A 16,766-nucleotide genomic window follows, 5' to 3' on the forward strand; every position below is an offset into this window, starting at 1 on the left:
ATAAATAAGCAACGAAAAATGCGCCGAACCCGTTCAGGATCGGCTCTCTAGACGTATTAATAGGCGAATCGGGGGCAAAAGGCAAGCATCACTGCGCCTTTTGGGTTCCGCCTGCGTCACTCAGCGGCTAAGACACGCGCCATGTCTTCTGCCACCTCCCCGTTTCTTGCATCGGTTTATGTCGCCCTTGGCGGCGGAATCGGTGCGCTTGCCCGCTATCAGATGGGCCGGTTGATGACCGCCTGGATGGGCGCACCCGCAATGGGTGTGTTTCCCTGGGCCACACTGGCCGTGAACACAATCGGCAGCGTCGCCATGGGGTTATTGGCGGGCTGGCTTGTGCGCAGCACCCCTGAAAATGCCGATCAATTGCGCTTGCTGCTTGGTGTCGGCCTGCTCGGCGGCTTTACGACATTTTCCGCATTCAGCCTTGAACTCGCCATGCTGATCCAGCGCGAGCAGGTGATGATTGCTGGACTATACATCATGCTTTCGATCGGGCTTGGCGTCACCGGCATGCTGTTCGGGCTCGCCACCACAAGGCTTTTTTCATGACCGGTGACCAAAAAGATGCAGGGCGGGACGAACAGGTCCGGCAATTTACCGTTGCACCCGATGATGAAGGCATCAGGCTTGATCGCTGGTTCAAGCGCCACCTGCCGCAAGTCGGCTTTGGCACGGTCAGCCGCTGGGCGCGGACCGGGCAATTGCGCGTCGATGGCAAGCGCGCACGCCCTGAAGACAGGCTGGAAACCGGACAGGTATTGCGCGTTCCACCGGGCGGAGAAGATGGCGGACGCACCCAGCGCAAACGCCGCGAACTGACTCAGGCCGATCTCGACGAAGCCGAAGCCATGCTGATCGAACGCACGCCATCCGCGCTCGTGCTGAACAAGCCGCCCGGCCTCGCCACGCAAGGGGGCACCAAGACCAACAAGCATGTCGATGGCATGCTCGATGCGTTTGCCGAAGAGGAAGAGCAGCGCCCGCGCCTCGTCCATCGGCTCGACAAGGATACATCGGGCGTATTGCTGGTGGCGCGCACTGCAGGCAGCGCGGCATTCTTCTCCAAGAGGTTTTCAGGCCGCAGCGCCAAAAAGATCTATTGGGCCCTGGTGGTCGGCGTTCCCGAAGTCGCTGAAGGTACAATAGATGCACCCTTGGCCAAACAGCCAGGCACCGGCGGCGAAAAGATGCATGTCGATATGGATGAAGGCCAGCCGGCACGCACGGTTTATCGCGTGGTGGAACGTGCGGGCAATGCCGCCGCCTGGGTGGAATTGCAGCCCTTTACCGGGCGCACGCATCAATTACGCGTGCATCTCGCCGCAATCGGCCACCCCATTGTGGGTGACGGCAAATATGGCGGGCAGGATGCATTCCTGACCGGCAGCATCAGCCGCAAGATGCATCTTCATGCACGCCGCCTGATTATTGATGCGCCCAAGGGCGAAACCATCGATGTGACCGCCGAATTGCCTGAACATTTCGCGCAAAGCATGGAGCAATTGGGCTTCGACATCACGCAAAGTGAAGCGGGGCCGGTCGCCTCCCCTCCCCCTGAACGCAACCGCGCTGAAAAGAAGCAGGCAGCCAAGGCCCACGCCAAGCAATATCGCAAGGCCCGCCGCGGCGAACGCAGAGGGCGCGGCCTTGCCTCCGCCAAGAAACCCGGCACCGGAAAACCCGCTGGCCGGGGCAAACCGGCTGGCAAACCACCGGGTAAGGCAGGCGGTAAACCGCGCGGTAAGCCAGGCGGCAAGGTATGAGCGCAGTGCGTCTTGCCGTGTTCGATTGCGACGGCACTTTGTCAGACGGGCAGGCAGGCGTCTGCAATGCGATGGACATTGCCTTCAAGGACGCAAGCCTGCCAGCGCCCGATCGCAACCGTGTGAGACGGATCGTTGGCCTGAGCCTGCCGCAGGCGATACGCCAGCTCGCGCCCGATGCGTCTTCCACTCAGCATTCCGCTGCCGTCGAGGCCTATAAGTTCGCCTTTCGCCAGTCGCGGGAAGACGGCTCGCTCCACGAACCGCTGTTCGATGGCATTCCCGATGTGCTGCGCCGCCTGCATGCATCCGGCTGGACGCTTGGCGTGGCCACGGGCAAATCGGATCGTGGACTGGCCAGCACCCTTGCGGCCAATTCACTTTCCCATCTGTTCGTCACCACGCAGACCGCAGATCGCCACCCCTCCAAACCCAATCCGGCGATGCTGGCAGCCGCCATGGCCGATGCGATGGCTGATCCGGTCGATACGATCATGATCGGCGATACTGTGTATGACATGCAAATGGCCGCCGCCGCCGGAACACGCGCCATCGGGGTAAGCTGGGGCTATCATGAACCGGCCGAATTGCTGGACGCCGGAGCGTTTGCGGTGGCGGGGGAGCCCGCTGAACTGGAGAATTTGCTCAATGGCTGACACTCCGCCTGATCCTGCTAAGGCGCGCTTCCTGATTATCCAGCTGATGCGGCTGGGCGGTCTTCTGATGATCCTTGGCGCAATTCTTATCCTGGCGGACAAGATCCCGGGTCCGGTGCCGCTGGGTATCGGGCTTCTGTTGTTCGGCCTGTTCGAATTTCTGATCATGCCGATCATGCTTGCGAGGCGCTGGAAGACCCCGCGCAAATGAAACGTTTCTACCGTGATGTGACGATAGCGCAGGATGAGAGCGGCTGGCGGGCACTGCTGGACGAAAGGCCAATACGCACACAGGGTCTGAGCACACCGCAAACGGTGCCCACAAAGGCCGCCGCTAAGCTGCTTGCAGAAGAATGGCAGTCTCAGGGCGAAGAGATAGATGCGCGCAGCTTCTTTCATCGCGATCTTGCCGATTTTGCGCTCGATATGGTGCGGCCAGAAAGGGCTGCGACTATCGACCAGCTGCTGGATTACGCGGGCACCGATACGCTGTGCTACCGCGCCGATCCCGGCGAGCTCCTGTTTCAGCGCCAGCAGGACATGTGGGAGCCTCTCGTCAATGCGTGCGAGGCGCGCCATGCCATCAGGCTCGAAAGGGTGAGCGGGATTATCCACCACGCCCAGCCCAGCACGACAATCGCCACTTTACGAGAGCGTCTTGAAGGAGAGGACGATTTCACTCTTGCCGCTTCTGTGACGCTGGCATCGCTTGCGGCGTCGCTGGTGGTGGCGCTGGCGGTGCTGGAAGAAGATGCGGATATCCCCGCCCTGTTCGCCGCTGGTAATGCCGAAGAGGATTGGCAGGCCGAGCTATGGGGCTGGGACAGCCTCGCGCAGGAAGACCGCATAGCCCGGCTCACAGCATTTGAAAAAGCGGCGGTCTTTGCCCGCGCGGTGCGCGCTTAGCCCACCCACTCCGCCACCTGATCCGCAACGCTGTTCGACGCTTCGTTCAAGGCTGCGGCAACCGCATTGGCATCCGCCGAAACTCCGCCGACGGTTTCTTCAAAACGCCGAGTCAGGATACGGCCTTCGGGCAGTTCGAGCACCGCGTCATAACGCACGATCACGGTGCCACTGTCGGCGTTGTAATCCATCGCGGTCAATTGCCCGCTGAGCTGCGTTTGCGCGACATATTCCAATTCGCCGCTACTCAGCACAAGGCGGTTGCCCTTGGCGCGAATGGTTTCAGCCAGAACCGTGCGAAACAATTGCGCGGGCTTTTCCACCCAGAATGCGTCAGCCAGATAGGCGAGCGAACTGTCCGAAGTGATGACAGGGATGCGATTGACGTTGAGCCGCTGGCTCACATCGGGGACCATCACCGCTAGTGCGGCCTCCGCCTGTCCCTCTGTCGCTGCCCCGGCGGGCACGCTGGAGGTCGAGGTGAGCGTCAGCAATTGTTCGGGCGCCTCCCCGCCAAAGCTGATGCAACCCGAAAGCAGGCCCAGCGCGGCAAGCGGTGCTGCCAAGGCAAACGGGGTACGAAAAGAACTGTAGCGCATCGTTTTCACTCTCATGGCTCGTAATCGGGCAGGGGCGGACCGCTAAGCAGCGAACCCGCGCCTTCGGTTTCGAGCCGTTCCGTCATCGTGCGCAGGCTAGACGAAGTTGCACGCAAATCGCGCAATGTCGCCGTCGCGGCGGGCAGCGTATCCTGCGAAAGCTGGCGGGTCAGCGGTTCGATATTCACCATCGCATTTTCCAGCGCACCTGCTGCTTCACGGGCAGAAGCAAGCGTCTGGCGCAGATCGGCGGTCAAGGCAGCACCATCGCGTTCGACAAGTCCATCAACTGACGTCAGCGTATCTTCAAACGCCGCCAGCGTATCTGTCGACTGGTTCAGCGTTGCCTGCAAATCCAGCAATGTCGCTTCGATCTGCGGTGAAGTGCGCGCCAATTCGGCGCTGATGGCATCGGTATTGCTCAGGATACCGGCAATGGATTCCTGATTGTCATCATCCAGCACACGGGTCAGCCTGTCAGTCAAGGTAGCGAGTCGTTCCAGCAGCAATGGGGCGCTGGCAAGTATTTCGCCAATCGCGCCGGGCTTGGGCGGAATAACTGGCACGCCTTCGGGGCAATCAGTCGTATCGCAGCTGATCGGAGGCAGATTGCTGCGTCCGCCTGCAAGCGAAATGTTCGAAACACCGGTAAAGCTGGCGGAGACGCTGGCTTCTGTTCCCACCAGGATAGGGGTGTTATTTTCGATCCGCACGCGCACCTTCACGAATTCAGGATCGCGCTCCCAGATGGAAATATCGATGACCTGACCCACGGGAACACCCGAATAGGTAACGACAGAACCTTCTGCGACGCCGCCTACGGACTGTTCGAAGAAGATGTCATACTCCTTGTCGTTCTGGTCGCTCAATCGCGCCAGCCACACAAAAAAGATCGCCGCTGCAGCCAGCAGCAGGAGAGTAATGGCCCCTACCCAGACGTGATTAGCACGTGTTTCCATCTGCTTGGTCTATGCCTTTCCACCACGGGGCTTGTCCAATGCTTTCCCATCATCCTGCGATCGTTCGTAGGATGCGGCTGCTGCACGGCTGCGCGGCCCGTTGAAATATTCCTGAATCCATTGATGGTCGGTTTCCAGCAATTCGGGGATGGTCCCCACCGCAATCACCTTTTTGTCGGCCAGCACGGCCACCCGGTCACAAATGGCATAAAGCGTATCCAGATCATGCGTGATGAGGAACACTGTCAGTCCCAGCGTATCGGTTAATTCGCGCAATAGTGCATCGAACTTGGCCGCGCCAATCGGATCCAGACCGGCGGTTGGCTCATCAAGAAACAGAAGCTCGGGATCAAGTGCCAGCGCGCGTGCAAGGCCGGCACGTTTTTTCATCCCGCCGGAAAGCTCGCTGGGAAATTTGCTCGCCGCGTCTTCGGGCAGGCCTGTCAGGACTGTCTTGTATCGGGCGATTTCGTCGAGCAGTTCCTGCGATAGCTCGGGGTAGAATTGCTTGAGCGGGACCTGCACATTCTCCGCCACAGTCAGTGTCGAAAACAATGCGCCGCCCTGGAACAGAACGCCCCAACGATCACGGACGCCAATCACTTCGTCAGGCTCGGCCTCGATAATATCTTGCCCGAACACTTCTATATTGCCGCTTTGCGGAATCTGGAGGCCGATAACCGACCGCATCAGGACCGATTTGCCAGTGCCCGACCCCCCAACAACGCCAAGAATCTCTCCGTGTCTCACATCGAGATCAACCTCGTCATGAACCACAAAGTCGCCAAAGGCGTTGGTCAGCCCGCGAATGCGAATTGGATAATCGTTATCCGGCCTCGACCGCTGGTCCTCGGCAAGATCTTGCACCTGGTCACGGAGATCGTCTTCGCTCATCCCCAGCCAATCTCTGTGAAGAATACGGCAAAGAAGGCGTCCAGCACGATAACCATGAAGATTGCCTGCACCACAGCTTGCGTGGTGCGCAGGCCGACCTCTTCGGCGTTACCTTCTACCTGCATGCCCTGGTAACAGCCCGCCAGTGCCACGATCAGGCCGAAGACCGGTGCCTTGGCCAGCCCGACGAAGAAATCATAAATCGGCACAACTTCCTGTATTCTTGCAAGGAAGGTGAGGAAGGGAATGCCCAGCATCACCTCGCCGATCACCGCGCCACCGACAATTGCAACGGCAGAGGCATAGAAGCCAAGAAGCGGCATCATGATAACGGCAGCCAGAATACGCGGCACGACCAACGCTTCCATCGGCGAAACGCCGATTGTGCGCATCGCGTCTATTTCCTCTGTCAGCTTCATCGTGCCCAATTGCGCGGCAAAGGCAGAACCGGAGCGGCCCGCCACCATGATCGCAGTCATCAGCACGCCTAGTTCGCGCATTGTGATGCGCCCGACAAGGTTTACGGTCAGCGTTTCAGCGCCAAATTGCTGTAATTGCACTGCGCCCTGCTGCGCGATGACGATTCCGATAAGAAAACTCATCAAGCCGATGATCGGGAGCGAGCTCACCCCGACCAGTTCCATTTGTCGAACCAGCGCCTTCAGGCGAAAACGGCGGGGGTGGCGGACAAGCGCGCCAAGCGCTGCAAGGATCGCGCCGAGAAACCCCAGATAATGGATAAAACCCTTGCCAAACTCTATGACCTTGCCGCCGATATTCTCGCTCACCCGGCCAAACACATAGGGTCGCGGCGGGATGATATCGGCAGTGCTGGCGCTGCTCTCTACAGCGTCCAGCAGCGTTTCGGCTGCTTCACTTGCGCCAGTGATTTCGGCGCCTTTTTCCTCAGCGAATCGGTAGACCACCCACGCGCCGACCGTATCCACGACAGTTGCGCCGGAAATATCGACAAATTGTACCGATTCGTCCAGTTTACGCAGTGCAGGATCAAGGACGCCAATCCCCGACACCACCAGAGGGCCGGTGATGGTGACCGTTACCCGACCCCCGCGTTCTTCCACGCTATACTCAGCCCATTCGCGCATTGCGGACCCTATGCGGGTAAATTACGGAAGGAGCAAGATTTTCGCGTGTTGCTCTCCTACTTATGTGCTGGCAAAGGCCATGACCCTATGACGAGCGAACTCAACACCACATTCGATCCCGCCGCGATTGAGGCGAAATGGTACGATCACTGGGAGGCCAACGGTCTGTTCCGGCCCGAACGCGCCGATGCCGAACCTTTCACCATCGTCAACCCGCCGCCCAATGTGACAGGCAGCCTGCATATCGGCCACGCCCTGGACAATACGTTGCAGGACATCGTCATCCGTTACGAAAGGTTGCGCGGCAAGGATGCGCTGTGGGTGGTTGGCACAGACCACGCCGGTATCGCGACGCAGATGGTGGTTGAACGCCAGCTTGAACAGCGACAGGACAAGCGCACCAATTACAGTCGCGAGGATTTTATCGCGAAGGTGTGGGACTGGAAGGACGAAAGCGGCGGCACGATCACCCGCCAGCTGCGCCGTCTGGGCTGTTCGATGGACTGGAGCCGCGAACAATTTACGATGGACCCGCATTTCACCAAGGCCGTGACCAAGACCTTCGTCGATCTGCACAAGGACGGGCTGATCTACCGGGACAAGCGGCTGGTGAACTGGGACCCCAAGCTCAAAACCGCGATTTCCGACCTCGAGGTGGAAACGCAGGACATGAAGGGCAGCTTCTGGACGTTTGAATACCCGCTCAGCGATGGGTCGGGTGCGGTGCGCGTTTCCACGACCCGCCCCGAAACCATGCTCGCCGATATGGCCGTGGCGGTGCATCCCGACGATGATCGCTACAAGGAACTGGTGGCGCGCGGCGCCAAGGTGACATTGCCGATCACCGGGCGCGAAATTCCCATCATCGCCGATGAACACGCCGACCCGGAACTGGGCAGCGGCGCGGTGAAGATAACGCCGGGTCATGATTTCAACGATTTCGACGTCGGCAAGCGCGCCGGCATTGCCCCTGCCGACATGCTCAACATGCTGGATGCAGAAGCCGCCGTATGCCAGACCGCGGATGGCCTTATCCCGCAGGAATTGGTCGGCCTCGACCGTTTCGACGCTCGTGCCCGCGTTGTCGAAATGCTCAAGGAAAGCGGCCACCTCGTGACTTATATCGTCAGGAACAAGGATGGCGAGGAAGTATCCCACGATGCCGAACCGCGCACCATAGCAACGCCCTTTGGCGATCGTGGCGGCGTGGTGATCGAACCGTGGCTGACCGATCAATGGTATGTCGATGCCGAAAAGCTGGCCGTCAAACCCATCGCGGCGGTCAAAGGCGGCGATATCGAAATCGTCCCCAAGGCGTGGGAGAAGACTTTCTTCAACTGGATGGAAAACATCCAGCCGTGGTGCGTCTCGCGCCAGCTTTGGTGGGGGCATCGCATCCCGGCCTGGTATGGTCCCGATGGCGAAGTGTTCGTCGCGGATGACGAGGCTAAGGCGCTGGAAATGGCGATGGATCACTATCGCCGCGATACTGTGCACATCAGCGATGACGAACCTGCACTAACTGACAATGCCGTATCCTTGCGGCGCGATCCGGACGTGCTCGACACATGGTTCTCATCCGCGCTGTGGCCCTTTGCCACGCTCGGCTGGCCGGACAACACCGATCTGGTCGAGAAGCATTATCCCAACAATCTCCTCATCAGCGGGTTCGATATCCTGTTTTTCTGGGATGCGCGGATGATGATGATGGGCCAGCAGATGACCGGCACAAACCCGTGGCCGCGCCTGTATCTGCACGGCCTCGTGCGCGCGGCGGACGGGGCGAAAATGTCCAAGTCCAAGGGCAATGTCGTCGACCCGCTGATCCTGATCGACAAATATGGCGCCGATGCGCTTCGCTTTTTCATGGCAGCGATGGAAAGTCAGGGCCGCGACATCAAGATGGATGAGCGCCGGGTCGAGGGCTATCGCAACTTTGCGACCAAGCTTTGGAATGCCACGCGCTTTTGCCAATCCAACGGCATCGGTGCGTCCGATAGCATCAAGGCCCCTGCGGCAAAGCTGGCCGCGAACCAGTGGATTATCGGCGAAGTGCAGCAAACGGTCGAGGCGCTCGACGCGGCGATGGCCGATCTGCGCTTTGATGCAGCAGCCAACACGATCTACCAATTTGCTTGGTCGCGCTTTTGCGACTGGTATCTGGAACTGATCAAGCCTGTTTTCATGGGCGAGGCAGATAGCGATGCCGCACGCGAAACCCGCGAAGTGGCCGGCTGGGCGCTCGACCAGATCCTTGTCATGCTGCATCCGTTCATGCCCTTCGTGACCGAAGAATTGTGGAATGCGCAGGGGGAACGCAAATACGAGTTGATCCTTGCCAAATGGCCCGAACCGCGCGCGACGGTCAGCAAGCAGGCCACCGACGCTATCGACTGGGTTATCGCGCTCACCACCGCCACACGCGGCGCGCGCAATGAATTGGGCATTTCGCCGGGCGAAAAACTGCCGGCCTTTTGCCCTGCTCCATCCGATCTCGCCAAAAGCGTGGTGGATCGCAGCGCCGCCGCCATCGAGCGGCTGGCCCGCCTTTCACCGGTCAGCTTTGAAGACGCGCCCGCAGGGGCTGCAATGCAAGTGACAGCGGGGACCGACGTATTCATCATCCCGTTGGAAGGCGTGATCGATATCGCAGCAGAACGTAGCCGTCTGGAAAAGGCGCTTGCAGGCTCTCAGAAAGAAGCCAAATCACTCGGCGGGCGGCTGGGCAATGCCTCTTTCGTGGAAAAGGCCAAGCCCGAGGCGGTCGAAAAGGCGCGCGCCGATCTGGCACATCACGAGGCCGAAATCGCCCGACTGGAAGGCGCGCTGGAACGGCTGGGATGACATGTCGCTGACGCTGGCCACACAGGCCCCGGGGGAGGCAGAGATATTCGCTTCGCTACAGGGCGAAGGGCCAAGCGCGGGCGCTCCGGTTGCTTTTCTTCGGCTGTCGCGCTGCAATCTTGCCTGCGTGTGGTGCGACACGGCCTACACATGGCACTTTGAAGGCGATAATCGTCCGCACCGCGATGGCGAAACTTATCAGCGCAGGCCCAACCAGCTGGAACTGGAAGAGGCAGAGGTTGCGAAAATGATCGCGGCGCTCGGCCAGAATCGCCTCGTCATCACAGGCGGCGAACCGTTGATGCAGGCAGGAAAGCTGGCGGCGATGCTGGAGCTTCTTCCCGATATCGCGGTGGAGGTCGAAACCAATGGCACGATCGATCCCCCCGCCCGCTTCGATGTGCGGGTGGACCAGTATAATGTCAGCCCCAAGCTGGCCCACAGCGGCAATCCTGCCGACCTCGCTTTAAAGCCCGAAATGCTCGATCGCTGGGCGACGGACGAACGCGCTTTTTTCAAATTCGTGATCGCAGAACCCGACGATGTCGAGGAAGTGCTGACGCTTGCGCGCACCCATTTCATCCCCGCAAAGCGTATCTTCCTGATGCCCGAAGGCACGGACAGCGCGGCTTTGCGCCAGCGCATGGATTGGCTCGCTCCGCTATGCCTGAAACACGGCTTCCGGATGAGCGACCGGCTGCATATCCACCTGTATGGCGACACGCGCGGAAGTTGAATTGTTTGTGTTGCGAAGCAGCATTCGCGCCCTCGCTATAACAATCACGTCCCTTGGGCACGCCAACGCTGGACGGTGCGTTCAACCATGTCCTCTTCGCCGCCCCCCTGGTTCCACAAATCCACGAAGCTGGGATCTTCGGATGCCGGGCGCTTCGATTCTTCCAGATTATCGAAGCTGACGCGGATCGGAACGGACACACCCTCGCCGCAGATGATGCACTCACGGTTACGCAGCGCCGGAATTGAATCGAGAAACCCGCGCGCGCCTTCAGGCATGGCCGCCTTCACGAAAGCCTGATCGCGGTCATTGTTCAGGCGCATGGAGATGATGGTGCCGCACTGTGACAGCACGCCTTCTGCAAGATCTGACGGCCGCTGCGTGATAAGGCCGAGCGAGATACCGTATTTACGGCCTTCCTTGGCAATACGGCTGAGGACGCGGCCAACCGAATTGCCATCGGCATTCTTCTCGCTCGGCACGTAACGGTGCGCTTCTTCGCAAACGAGCAGGATCGGGCTGGTTTTCTCGTTTCGACCCCAGATTGCGAAATCGAAGACAAGGCGGCTGAGCACTGCAACTACTGTGCTGGTAATGTCCGAAGGCACGCCCGACACGTCAATTATTGAAATCGGTTTGCCCGACGACGGCATGCGGAAAATCTTGGAAATGAAGTCGGCCATTGTATCGCCCACGAGCATTCCGGAAAACAGGAATTGATAACGCGGATCAGCCTTCAATTCGTCAATCTTGGTCTTGATCCGCATGTAAGGCGCAGTATTGGTGGCCTTGTCCAGCTTACCCATTTCATCCTGGATCATGCCGGTGAGGTCAGACAGAAGATAGGGAATGGGCGAATCCACGGTAATCTTGCCCATGCCTTCGGCAAGCCGGTTTTTTTGTCGTGCAGCCAGAAGGCATTTTGCCAGAATGTCCCTGTCATTCTGAAGGTCATTACCCGACGACTTCAGCAGCACTTCGCAATGTTCTTCAAAATTCATCAGCCAATAGGGCATCTGCAGATTGGACACGTCGAAAATCTGGCCGGTGTTGCGGAAGGCGGCAGAATATTCGCCATGCGGATCAATCATCAGGATGTGCCCTTGCGGGGCCGCCTGACAGATACGGTGCAGGATGAGCGCCGCACTGGTCGATTTACCCGTGCCGGTGGAGCCGAGCAAAGCGAAATGCTTGCCCAGCATGGCGTCAATATACATGCCCGCACGGATATCGCCTGTGGGATAGACCGTGCCGATCTGGATTGAGCTGCGCCCGTCCGATGCGTAGATCTGGCGCAGATCCTCTGTCGTCGCGGGATAAATCATCGCGCCGGGAATGGGATAGCGCGTCACACCACGGCGGAAACCATGGATCTTGCCGGTCAGCTTTTCCTCGCGCCCTTCGCCCATGAAATCGATATTGGCGATGACCGAATTGCCATCCCCACGCCGATCCTGCCGCTGGTTGCGGACAGATGCGAGCAGCCAGCCGTCAGCAGTCTTGATCTTGATTTGCGAGCCCACCTGTCCGGCCAGCGCAATTGAGGGATCGGGATCATCAATGCATTCATTGAGCCGCAAAAGATCGAGTGCAACAGCAGAGCCGGAGCCGGCGATTTCCAGCACAACGCCGATCGGCAGGCGCGCTTTGTCATCGCTTTGCAGAGCCTGCGTCCCCAGCTCTTCGTGCGGGGGCGGAGTAGTCGACTGCGCAGTACCTAATGGGGCTGCATTGGAAAACTGGTTGCCGGGCATCTCAGTCATAAAAGGGGGCTCTCAAACCTGTTACTGTATGAGAACATTAGCCCGGACGAGGTTAAAATCGCGTCAATATTTCGCACTTTCAAGGATGTCAGACGAGCGAGAAGAGGCGCCCGGCCGCCCAGCCCATGAAAACCGACAGGCCAACAGCGAACAGCCCGTAGAAAAAGGCGTTCTCTTCCGCCTCTTCAGCCACGACCCCTTCGAACCCTTCTTTGAGTACCTGCACTTCCGATGTGGCAGAAGTGATGACGCGCCCATCTGCTATGGCGAATGTTTCCGCCACATAGCGGCCCGGTATCACATTGGAGGGAATGGGCAGACGAGCCCGGTAGAGCACGTTTTCGGAGACCTGCACCCCGTCTTCAAATTGCGCATAAAGGCCAAGGCGCTGGCGCAAATCCACCAATCCTGCGGAAAAGCGCGCTTGCTCCACTGGATCAATGGAATCGGTGGGGGACAGCTGGAGGTAATTTAACCCAAGTTCGTAAATCGCAGCGGTCCGTTCATCCACGATATCTGCAATCGGGCGCGAACTGGCAATGGCATAGAAGCTGGGGACCGAGCGATATGCAGTGGTGTCCGCATTGATCCAGATGCCAAACCAGCGTTCCTTTTCGCGCAGGCGGATTTCCTCGGTTGGTCCTTTGAGGACCACGACAACATCATAGCCTTCCCCCACGCGGCCACCAGCAGGATCAAGGATGGCCCCGAAGAGGAGGAGGTCAGCCCCGGTGAAACCTTGCCGAAGGACAATGTCATGTTCCGAAATATCGGGCACGAGGATCGGATCCGTGTCCTGCGCGTGGGCTGGAGCAATCTGTGTGAGCGCACACAGGGCAAATGCAAAGATGGCAGCGATGCGGGCGATCATAACGGCACCACGGTGTAAACTTCGTCCGGACGGACAGTCAGGCCATAGGCCATGCGAAGCGCGATACCGACCACTATCGTGCCAAGCGCGAGACGAAGATATTCCGGCTTTGCAAATTGCGCGATCCGCGTGCCGAACTGCGCCCCGATGACAGAGCCGAGCAACAACAGACCCGCCAGCACGATATCAACGGCGCGCGTGGTGAAGGAATGCACCATCGTCACCAGCATGGTGATGAAAAGGATGTTGAACAGGCTGGTGCCAACCACGACCTTGGCACTCATCCCGAGGATGTAGAGCATTGCCGGCACCATTATGAACCCGCCGCCAACTCCCATCAGCATAGTGAGGATGCCGACCACCAATCCCAATATCAAAGGCGCAATAGGAGAGATATACAGGCCCGAGCGATAGAAGCGCCAGCGATAGGGTAATACGGCAATCCACGGGTGGTGGCGGCGCTTGGCGGCGCGCGGCTTATCGGTGGACGATGACACAACCCCAAGAGCACTTAGTGCTTCTTGCAACATCAGCCCGCCAATCGTGCCCAGCAGCAACACATAGAGAATGTTGATGACGGTATCTATCTGCCCGAGCGAACTTAGCAGGGTAAACAGCCCCGCCCCCACCAGTGCCCCGACCATGCCGCCCGACACGATTACCAGCCCGATCTGATAATCGACGCCATTATTGCGGCTATGGGCAAAGACGCCCGACACGCTGGCGCCCGTCACCTGCGTTGCAGCAGATGCGGCCGCCACGGTGGGCGGAATGCCATAAAATATAAGCAGTGGTGTTGTCAGAAATCCACCACCTACGCCAAAAACGCCTGAAAGGATGCCCGTCGCCACGCCCAGAACGACGATCACCAGACCGTCGACTGCCAGATTCGCAATGGGGAGATAGACATCCATCCCCTGCGCCTAACGCAAGACAGCGCGCTATAGAAGGCGAATGACAGGCGGTGCCTAAAATCCGGCAGATAGTGTGAGCGCAGGGCCACTTGCCGGCTCGGCATCTCCGGCCACGCGGAAGCGATAATCCACGGTTGCGCGCCCCCGCACAGGACCGATGCGGAAATTGACAGCTGCGCTTGGCCCAAGGTCAAGGCGCTGCGCATCCTTCTGCGCCCCGCCCCAGACGCCCCCACCCGCAGACAGTAGCAATTCATCGCTCCCCATCAGAGCGCGAGTCACCCTTGCCTGCCCATCGACAAAGGGCGTGGCGAAATCGCCGGTGACATAGCCACCTTGCATATAGACATCGGCGCGCAAGCTTCCCGGCAGGTCGAGCGGAGGAAATTCGCTGACGGCAAAGGCAGCGCCCCGCAATTCCGTGCCACGGTCAGTTTCGCTCACCCGCGCTTCTGCCGCCAGCCGCACGGGCACACCAGGCACGGGCCGCATTGAAGTGCCAAGCGCAGCCTCCCTCTCCTTTCGTCCCTCAAGCGCAAGACTGCCGCGCATATGGATTTGCAGGGCATGCGAATTGGACGGGGCGAGGGAATAACGCACCACTGCTCCCAATTGGCTGCGACCATAGCTCGGTCGGCCCGACAGCAGCGGCGAATCATTTTCCTCCCGCCACAAGGCCCAGGCATCCATCGACCATCGCGATGCAGTGCCAGTCCCACGAATTTCACTTGCTTCTTGCGGAGTGAAGATCGCAGGAGGTGCCCCCATGTCCCCTGCTTGCTGGCGCGCAATGGCCGGCCCTGAAAGAGGGGGCTTGCGGCCTGCCTCGTCACGCAGACCCTGTTCAAGCAAGCTTGCCTGCGCGATCAACTGGCGCGTCCCGGCAGGATCGCTGCGTTTTAGCGGTGATTGCCGGGGCGACGCAGTTTGATGAGCTGTTGGCTTGACAGAGAGCCGCGTTTCCATGGCGCGCAACGAAGGCACTTCTGAACCTTGTGATAGAGATGCCTCCATGTGGGGCGCCAGTGGGCCTAACGGGGTTTGCACCGCTTCTGCCAAGGGTCGCTGTCCATGGTTTATGCCCGGCACATTGTCTTCAAGTGTTGCTACGCCTGAAAGTGCATCAACTGGAAATGGCGGTGCCCACAAGATTAAACGCAGCACGAGCCAGCTTGCAACTATCCCGCCCAGCGCCACCAGCGCGCCGCCCCGCCGCGCGGGCATTGCGATTGCAGTGCGCGTCAAACTGCATGCTCTGAAACAGCGGAACGCTGCGTCATGGCGGGATGGTCTTCATGGGCGGTCTTGTCCCATTGTGCATCGGCTCCACGCAGCGTGCGGCCATAGGCAAGCAAGGCCCGCCGACCGGCCATGATCGCGATGACATTGGCAAGGGGAATGCGCAGCACCGCGCGCAGCCCTTCCATGACGCCATATTCCCGCGTGGTGAAAGCCATGCGCACACCGGCACGCCAGATAAATCCGATCATGTTGATGCCTAGCAGAGCCCACAACAGCGGCGTCGGTTCCCACGGCCTGCCATAGCCAGCAATGTCGAGCGCGGTCAGCAGGAGCGCGATCAGGAACAGCATATAGCCAGTAAGCAGTACCAGTGCCGACATCGGCCCGCGTCGGTCGCGCAGACGCATCCAGTTTTCCACCAGCGTTCCGCTCCAACCCAGCCGGTCCCATCCCTGAAAGGCGATGCCGTGCATCCAGCGCGCTTTTTGCCGCACGGCGCGCTCCAGTGTCGTCGGGAAATAAGAGCGCGTGGCCACCAATGTTCCGTCTTCACCGCGCACGCGCAGGAAGCGCGATCGACCGCCTGCCGCGCCGATCCTCAGGCCCAGTTCGTAATCTTCGGTCAGTGAACTGTCGCAGAACGGCCCCCTTGCGCCGCTTTCTTCGCGGGCGATTTCGGCCATGGTCCGCAATGTTTCACGATTGAAGGCACAGCCTACGCCCGCAGCGGGCATGAAGGCGGTCAACGCATCGCGCACCACCATTGCCTTGCCGTGCGATTCAGCAAATTCTTCGCAATAATGGCTTGCGATCCATGGCGAGGTTGGATGCGGCAGCGGCAGGACCGGCAGTTGTACGAATTCGCAATCATCCATCGCCGTGTCGATGAGCGCCAATGCCGCTTCGTCCACCATATCTTCAGCGTCATGCAGCAAGATTATGCGCACCGCCTGCCCGCGGCGCAATTCATCCTGCTCCATCGCGCGATACAGACGATTGAGACAATCGGCCTTGGTCGAAGGCCCGTCACGATCATGCACTACCAACCGAACGCGCGAATCATCGTCCGCCCCGCGCGATGCGGCTTGCATGCTGGCGGGATCATTGCGGTAAATACCGATATAGAACAGCAGATTATCGTGCGGCCAGGCGCGGCGTGCATGGACCAGCGTTTCGCTGATGACCTTGTCTTCTTGCCATGCCGGGATCATCACCGCGACCAACCCCGAAAGTTCGCCGTGGCGCAATTGGGCGCGCGCTATCCTGTGGGTCCGCAGGCGGCCAGTGGTACGTAGCCACAGCCAGATGCCGTCCATCGCCAGCTCATCCGCCACGCCGAGCAGGAAAAAGACCCCCGCAAACAGCAATAGCTCATATTCCATCAGCGCCAGCCATTCCAGCGCAGACCACGGCCCCAGCTCCATACTTCGCGACCCCTTGCTCTAAGTATGTTTACGCAGGACTACATTTTACATTTAGGAATGCAACTGGCCGCACCCGATTTGCG

At 59.5% G+C, this 16,766-nt stretch carries 16 protein-coding genes; 7 read left to right on the plus strand and 9 right to left on the minus strand.

What is annotated here, in order from left to right; genetic code table 11:
• Nucleotides 1–141 precede the first annotated feature (141 nt).
• Genes crcB through CP97_RS12430 form a run of 5 tightly spaced genes read left to right on the plus strand, consistent with a single transcriptional unit; the run spans nucleotide 142 to nucleotide 3,331 of the window.
• On the plus strand, nucleotides 142–555 hold the full coding sequence (gene crcB, locus CP97_RS12410; protein WP_048886215.1) for a fluoride efflux transporter CrcB: 414 nt from the start codon (nucleotides 142–144) through the stop codon (nucleotides 553–555).
• The gene (locus CP97_RS12415; protein WP_048886216.1) at nucleotides 552–1,769 is read left to right on the plus strand and encodes an RluA family pseudouridine synthase; all 1,218 of its coding nucleotides are present in this window, start codon (nucleotides 552–554) and stop codon (nucleotides 1,767–1,769) included. Before crcB ends, CP97_RS12415 begins: the two co-directional genes overlap by 4 nt.
• Nucleotides 1,766–2,425 carry an HAD-IA family hydrolase gene (locus CP97_RS12420; RefSeq protein WP_174539166.1) on the plus strand — a complete coding sequence of 220 codons (660 nt, stop codon included), beginning with the start codon at nucleotides 1,766–1,768 and terminating at the stop codon, nucleotides 2,423–2,425. The genes CP97_RS12415 and CP97_RS12420 overlap by 4 nt, the downstream gene beginning before the upstream one ends.
• Nucleotides 2,418–2,636 (plus strand): hypothetical protein, encoded by a 219-nt coding sequence (locus tag CP97_RS12425; protein ID WP_048886217.1) that lies wholly within the window; start codon nucleotides 2,418–2,420, stop codon nucleotides 2,634–2,636. Before CP97_RS12420 ends, CP97_RS12425 begins: the two co-directional genes overlap by 8 nt.
• Complete coding sequence (locus CP97_RS12430; RefSeq protein ID WP_048886218.1) at nucleotides 2,633–3,331, plus strand: ATP12 family chaperone protein; 699 nt, start codon at nucleotides 2,633–2,635, stop codon at nucleotides 3,329–3,331. Before CP97_RS12425 ends, CP97_RS12430 begins: the two co-directional genes overlap by 4 nt.
• Here CP97_RS12430 and CP97_RS12435 read toward each other — a convergent pair.
• From CP97_RS12435 to CP97_RS12450, 4 genes are read right to left on the minus strand one after another with little or no spacing between them, the layout of a single operon-like run.
• Nucleotides 3,328–3,930: an ABC-type transport auxiliary lipoprotein family protein gene (locus tag CP97_RS12435; protein ID WP_048886219.1), complete on the minus strand. Its 603-nt coding sequence runs from the start codon at nucleotides 3,928–3,930 to the stop codon at nucleotides 3,328–3,330. The two genes, CP97_RS12430 and CP97_RS12435, sit on opposite strands and share 4 nt — an antisense overlap.
• A gap of 11 nt (nucleotides 3,931–3,941) precedes the next feature.
• Complete coding sequence (locus CP97_RS12440) at nucleotides 3,942–4,889, minus strand: MlaD family protein (RefSeq protein ID WP_048886220.1); 948 nt, start codon at nucleotides 4,887–4,889, stop codon at nucleotides 3,942–3,944.
• 9 nt (nucleotides 4,890–4,898) lie between these two features.
• The gene (locus CP97_RS12445; protein WP_082863820.1) at nucleotides 4,899–5,783 is read right to left on the minus strand and encodes an ABC transporter ATP-binding protein; all 885 of its coding nucleotides are present in this window, start codon (nucleotides 5,781–5,783) and stop codon (nucleotides 4,899–4,901) included.
• A complete protein-coding gene (locus CP97_RS12450) occupies nucleotides 5,780–6,889 on the minus strand; it encodes an MlaE family ABC transporter permease (RefSeq protein WP_048886221.1) in 1,110 nt (369 codons plus the stop codon). The genes CP97_RS12445 and CP97_RS12450 overlap by 4 nt, the downstream gene beginning before the upstream one ends.
• A gap of 87 nt (nucleotides 6,890–6,976) precedes the next feature.
• Here CP97_RS12450 and CP97_RS12455 point away from each other — a divergent pair, with 87 nt between their 5' ends.
• Nucleotides 6,977–9,733, plus strand: coding sequence for a valine--tRNA ligase (locus tag CP97_RS12455; protein ID WP_048886222.1), 2,757 nt, complete (start codon nucleotides 6,977–6,979; stop codon nucleotides 9,731–9,733).
• A 1-nt stretch (nucleotide 9,734) separates the two neighbouring features.
• Nucleotides 9,735–10,469, plus strand: coding sequence for a 7-carboxy-7-deazaguanine synthase QueE (locus tag CP97_RS12460; protein WP_048886223.1), 735 nt, complete (start codon nucleotides 9,735–9,737; stop codon nucleotides 10,467–10,469).
• A gap of 44 nt (nucleotides 10,470–10,513) precedes the next feature.
• Here the strand turns inward: CP97_RS12460 and CP97_RS12465 are convergent, their stop codons facing one another.
• The 5 genes from CP97_RS12465 to CP97_RS12485 all read right to left on the minus strand — a co-directional run bounded on the left by CP97_RS12465 (nucleotide 10,514) and on the right by CP97_RS12485 (nucleotide 16,683).
• Nucleotides 10,514–12,232, minus strand: coding sequence for an ATP-binding protein (locus CP97_RS12465; RefSeq protein WP_082863821.1), 1,719 nt, complete (start codon nucleotides 12,230–12,232; stop codon nucleotides 10,514–10,516).
• An 88-nt stretch (nucleotides 12,233–12,320) separates the two neighbouring features.
• Nucleotides 12,321–13,103: a TIGR02186 family protein gene (locus CP97_RS12470; protein WP_149036474.1), complete on the minus strand. Its 783-nt coding sequence runs from the start codon at nucleotides 13,101–13,103 to the stop codon at nucleotides 12,321–12,323.
• Nucleotides 13,100–14,017 carry a sulfite exporter TauE/SafE family protein gene (locus tag CP97_RS12475; protein WP_048886224.1) on the minus strand — a complete coding sequence of 306 codons (918 nt, stop codon included), beginning with the start codon at nucleotides 14,015–14,017 and terminating at the stop codon, nucleotides 13,100–13,102. Before CP97_RS12475 ends, CP97_RS12470 begins: the two co-directional genes overlap by 4 nt.
• Before the next feature lie 54 nt (nucleotides 14,018–14,071).
• On the minus strand, nucleotides 14,072–15,262 hold the full coding sequence (locus tag CP97_RS12480) for a hypothetical protein (protein ID WP_063612435.1): 1,191 nt from the start codon (nucleotides 15,260–15,262) through the stop codon (nucleotides 14,072–14,074).
• Complete coding sequence (locus tag CP97_RS12485) at nucleotides 15,259–16,683, minus strand: glycosyl transferase family protein (RefSeq protein ID WP_048886226.1); 1,425 nt, start codon at nucleotides 16,681–16,683, stop codon at nucleotides 15,259–15,261. The genes CP97_RS12480 and CP97_RS12485 overlap by 4 nt, the downstream gene beginning before the upstream one ends.
• Between the last annotated feature and the right edge of the window lie 83 nt (nucleotides 16,684–16,766).

The sequence above is a fragment of the Aurantiacibacter atlanticus genome (genome assembly GCF_001077815.2).
Lineage (GTDB): Bacteria > Pseudomonadota > Alphaproteobacteria > Sphingomonadales > Sphingomonadaceae > Alteraurantiacibacter > Alteraurantiacibacter atlanticus.